Annotated in this window: 6 protein-coding genes; 4 read left to right on the forward strand and 2 right to left on the reverse strand. The window is 62.0% G+C overall.

The genetic code is table 11. From position 1 onward, the window contains the following. On the forward strand, window positions 1-187 hold a 187-nt coding region (locus AC5RWU_RS23795), incomplete at its 5' end, for a hypothetical protein (RefSeq protein WP_493986642.1). Window positions 188-931: 744 nt separating this feature from the next. Here AC5RWU_RS23795 and AC5RWU_RS23800 read toward each other — a convergent pair. Continuing rightward, the gene (locus tag AC5RWU_RS23800; RefSeq protein ID WP_493986643.1) at window positions 932-1,138 is read right to left on the reverse strand and encodes a hypothetical protein; all 207 of its coding nucleotides are present in this window, start codon (window positions 1,136-1,138) and stop codon (window positions 932-934) included. A 219-nt stretch (window positions 1,139-1,357) separates the two neighbouring features. On the opposite strand from AC5RWU_RS23800, the gene AC5RWU_RS23805 reads away from it, so the two are divergent. From AC5RWU_RS23805 to AC5RWU_RS23815, 3 genes are all read left to right on the forward strand, one after another. Then, window positions 1,358-2,071, forward strand: a complete 714-nt coding sequence (locus AC5RWU_RS23805) for a TetR/AcrR family transcriptional regulator C-terminal domain-containing protein (RefSeq protein ID WP_493986644.1) — start codon at window positions 1,358-1,360, stop codon at window positions 2,069-2,071. 252 nt (window positions 2,072-2,323) lie between these two features. Further along, window positions 2,324-2,707 (forward strand): GNAT family N-acetyltransferase, encoded by a 384-nt coding sequence (locus tag AC5RWU_RS23810; protein ID WP_493986645.1) that lies wholly within the window; start codon window positions 2,324-2,326, stop codon window positions 2,705-2,707. Further along, entirely contained in the window at window positions 2,704-3,030 is a 327-nt protein-coding gene (locus AC5RWU_RS23815; RefSeq protein WP_493986646.1) for a hypothetical protein, read from the forward strand. The genes AC5RWU_RS23810 and AC5RWU_RS23815 overlap by 4 nt, the downstream gene beginning before the upstream one ends. A 203-nt stretch (window positions 3,031-3,233) precedes the next feature. Here the strand turns inward: AC5RWU_RS23815 and AC5RWU_RS23820 are convergent, their stop codons facing one another. Next, window positions 3,234-3,533, reverse strand: a complete 300-nt coding sequence (locus tag AC5RWU_RS23820) for a DUF4193 domain-containing protein (RefSeq protein WP_493986647.1) — start codon at window positions 3,531-3,533, stop codon at window positions 3,234-3,236. Window positions 3,534-3,832: the final 299 nt, after the last annotated feature.

Genomic DNA, 3,832 nt, shown 5'->3' on the forward strand with positions numbered 1-3,832 from the left:
ACACCGCGAACGCGGCGCATCACAGCCAAATCAACCAAACAAAACATTTGGTATCAACAAACTTGGCACACTATTGAGTTCTCAAACAACAGGCACATGCATTTACTTTTCAAAACCGCGGTCACTTCCTTTCGGAAATGTATTTCAAGCGGCTTCGCTTTTCTTTGCTGCGATGTTTCTAATCTAATTCATGAATTTCTTTCCTGTCAAATCCGCGATTTCCGCGGAATTTCATTGGAAATTCACGAACCGACCCGCCAAAAAACCGCCGGATAATTGCGCAGGCCATTCAGGCGCACACCATTTCCGGTGAATAATTTGAAGGGGTTTTCGCCACTCAGCGGCGGCGACTCAGAAAACGATACACGCCTCCGCCCGGCGGCGCAAATCCGCCTTCAATTGCCTTGTGTGCTCCTGCAATCGCGCCGCTTCGGCTCGGTGGTCCAGGCTCTCGACCGCCTCCATGGCCCGGCACCTGTGGCGTTCACGAAATGCAGGACCGCAGCAGCACATCGGGTGCAGGGACATTCATGAGCTCCATCACTATTTCCTGCTGTTGACTTGGTCTTGCCGCTCGACCCCGCAGTGGGCATTCCCCGCCGGCCCCGCATCCTCACCGTCGATGAATGACAGAAGCCAACTCCCGCAGCTGGCCGGCCAGTGACTAATTCCATAATGCTCAGGAAAAGGCCGGGGTGGCCGCGGTTGCATCCTTGCACACGGACTTGGAGCAGAAAATTCTTCTTTGCTGATGACCTGGCGCTGGCTGATCTCAAAAATGTGTGGGACTTGAGTGAAGAGGCACCCCTGGGAGCTTGCGGCTGATTATCCATAGGAGCCATTTATCGTCGAACGGACAATAACTGTGGTCGAGCTCAACCAGTGCGTCGGGCTAAGGATGCAGGGGTGGGTGATGTTGGTGAGTCGGCAGTCAGGACGCGTCGCTGGAGAGATCCCGGACCCGCTTGAGCTCGGTCTGGGTCAGATTCGCCGCTTGACGGATGGCTTCCGTGGCTTCCCCGGCCTTGACGGCATCCTCGATGGTCGCTGTCAGGTGGAATTCGGCCTGGTCCATTTCTGCCTGCAGCGTTTCAACGTCCGCAGCAGCAACCCAGACCTGCTTCAGTTCCTCGTTCACATCTCACCTTTACTTCTCCGGCCCGCCGCAGGTGCTTGACGGGCATCCAGCAAACATCGCGAGCCACCGAGTTTACAGTGTAAGGCTGTGCTGTAAAGCCCGCCGCTTGTCTGCCGGTCCTGCCCGGGAGGGAGTCGGGACTTCCGACGCAGAGATGCCCGCGCGGATCCGGACGGGCGGGCGTAGGGTGGAGGGAAGGATGCAGGGAGGGGGAGGTCGATGGCCGGAGCCGGAGTGGAGCCGGAAAACGGAGGGCCGGACTCGGGGGCGGAGAAGCCCCGGCTTGAGCGGCAGCGGATTATCCGGGCCGGTGCGGACTTCATTGAGCGGTTCGGGGTGCGCCGGCTGACCATGCGCCGGCTCGGCACCGAACTGGGGGTGGAGGCGATGTCGCTCTACCGTTATGTCCCGTCGCGGGAGAATCTGCTGGACGGCATCGTGGAGGCTGTTCTGGATGAGCTCTCCAGCGATCCGGAAGTGTACAGCGAGCCCCGCCATGGGTGGCAGGACTATCTGATCCGCCTGGCGCACGGGCTGCGCCGGCTGGCCCTGGCCCATCCCCAGGTGTTTCCGCTCATTGCCACCCGGCACACCGAAGCGCCCTGGGTGCGGCCTCCTCTGCGCAGCCTGCGCTGGGTCGAATCCTTCCTCCGGGCACTGAAAGGCTCGGGCTTCTCCGACAAAGCGGCGGTGGACGCCTACCGCGCCTTCAGCAGCTTCCTGCTCGGACACCTGCTCCTGGAAGTCTCAGCCATGGGGGCCGACGTCGGCCCGGTCGAGGAAGCCGAACCCCGCCCGCCGCAGGAGGCGGACCTCAGCGGCTATCCGCTCCTGCAAAACCTTCAGGAACTCCTTTCGGAGGACCGCTCCGCACAGGAATTCGAAGAGTCACTCGAGAACCTGCTCGAGCGCCTGGAAACCCTGGCCGGCTAACCGCACCGGCACTTACAGGAAGAGGCATTCGGGCCTCCCGCCAAGCCGTTTTCACCGCCCTTCGCACCGGCGTAAACCGGCCGGAGGAATTTGCATCAAGTGCTAAGCATGCTTAGCTTACATTGTAAGCGAGATCCGATGGGGGTTCGGATCCTCATGGATTCGGCCTGCTGATCACCGGTGGCCGGAGAATGCAGCGGCGTGGCCGGCATGTGCCGCGGCCTGTCGGGGATATGACCTGAGGAGAAAAACATGCATATTGTCCGTGACAACTTCGACGGGTCCCGTTTCGATGCCTATGTTGATGGAGCGGTGGCAGGATCACTGCATTACCGCATTCAGGACGGCCAAATCTGGCTCCTGAGCATCGTCATCGACGGTGACTACCAGGGCCCCGACCTGACCGGTGGTCTGGTGCGGACCGCCTTGGCCCAAGCACATCGCCGGCGCCTGGCTGTCCTGCCGTTCTGCATCGAAGCCAGGAAGCAGGTCTTCGCCCACCCTGTCTACCTCAAGCTGGTCCCAGTGACTGAGCGAAAGCGCTTCCTCGGGTCTCACGGCACTGCCGTCAGCGGCCGGGCCCTCGCGCAGCGGGCCGCCACGGCACAAATGGCCGGGGAGGTGGCAGCACCGTGAACGAGAAGCTGTCAGTGCTGGTGCGGGTGGACCTGGAGGGGGCATTGACTTGCATCAAAGTGAAGGGCCGGGTGAACCCGCGGAATGTTCAGGCCCTGTATGTTCTGGCTCGCCGCGCCAATACTCTGAGCCCCGGCCATCAGATCGTCATCGATCTCTCGGCCGCTCAAGCGGAGCCGGATACCTTGGCCCTGCTCAACGGCTGTGCGGACTCGGAACGACTGCCTGCCAAGGCGGATCCGGCACAGGCCCAATGCCGGCTGCGGATCATCGCACCGGCGGGCACCCGGTGCACTTCGAACAGCGTGGAACTGGCCGCCTGACTGGCTGGCCAAAAAATCAGCTGCCCTGGTCCTTCTCGGGGCCATGCGGTGCGCATGGCGGGCGCCTCGACCTTGATGACAACTTAGTCATCGGCGGCCGCGGAAATGTGCACGCCGTGCAGGAGCAGATTGACAGTCTTGAGTACTTGGCCGTCGCCGCGCCTTGTCCCCACGCTGCAGGCTGCAGCGGGCCGCCAGCTTGCTTAGCCTTCGCAGTCGCGGCAGTAGCTTACGCCGTCCTTCTCGCGCGCTTTCTGGGAGCGGTGGTGGACCAGGAAGCAGGATCCACAGGTGAACTCATCTGCCTGGACGGGGATCACCTGCACGTGCAACTCCTCGCCGGAGAGATCAGCACCGGGAAGGTCGATGCCTTCGGCGGTGTCGTTCTCGTCAACGTCGATGACCACAGGCTGGGGCTTCCCGCGCTGGGCGCGCAGCTCCTCAAGTGAATCCGTCGACTCGTCGTCGCTGGTGGTCCGGGGTGCGTCGTAATCGGTAGCCATGTTCCGCTGGTCGTCTCCTCATCGGAAAAGTGTCGAGCAAGCATTAGACAGCACACCGCAGGTATTGCGCAACTGGGTGCCGGAAGAATCTTGAGGCCCGGGCAGGGCCGTGTCGGCAGCCGGCCCTGCACCGGGAGCAGATCCCTGATATCAGAACAACGCTGATCACCGAGACAGTGGCCCTGATGTGCCGCCGGTGTTTGGTGCAAGGGGGTGTGTAGCGGGGTGGGGTGGTGTTAAAGGGGTCAGGCCCCGCCGTCGTCGGCGGGGCCTGGCCCTGTTACGGTGTGTCCGGCGGT

The organism is Arthrobacter sp. B0427-1-12, from assembly GCF_059092905.1.

What these genes read in the sequence shown, in the direction of transcription:
- AC5RWU_RS23805 (WP_493986644.1), top strand. Translation starts at nt 1,358, where the DNA reads ATGGCCGGAGCCGGAGTGGAGCCGGAAAACGGAGGGCCGGACTCGGGG.
- AC5RWU_RS23820 (WP_493986647.1), bottom strand. Translation starts at nt 3,533, where the DNA reads ATGGCTACCGATTACGACGCACCCCGGACCACCAGCGACGACGAGTCG.
- AC5RWU_RS23810 (WP_493986645.1), top strand. Translation starts at nt 2,324, where the DNA reads ATGCATATTGTCCGTGACAACTTCGACGGGTCCCGTTTCGATGCCTAT.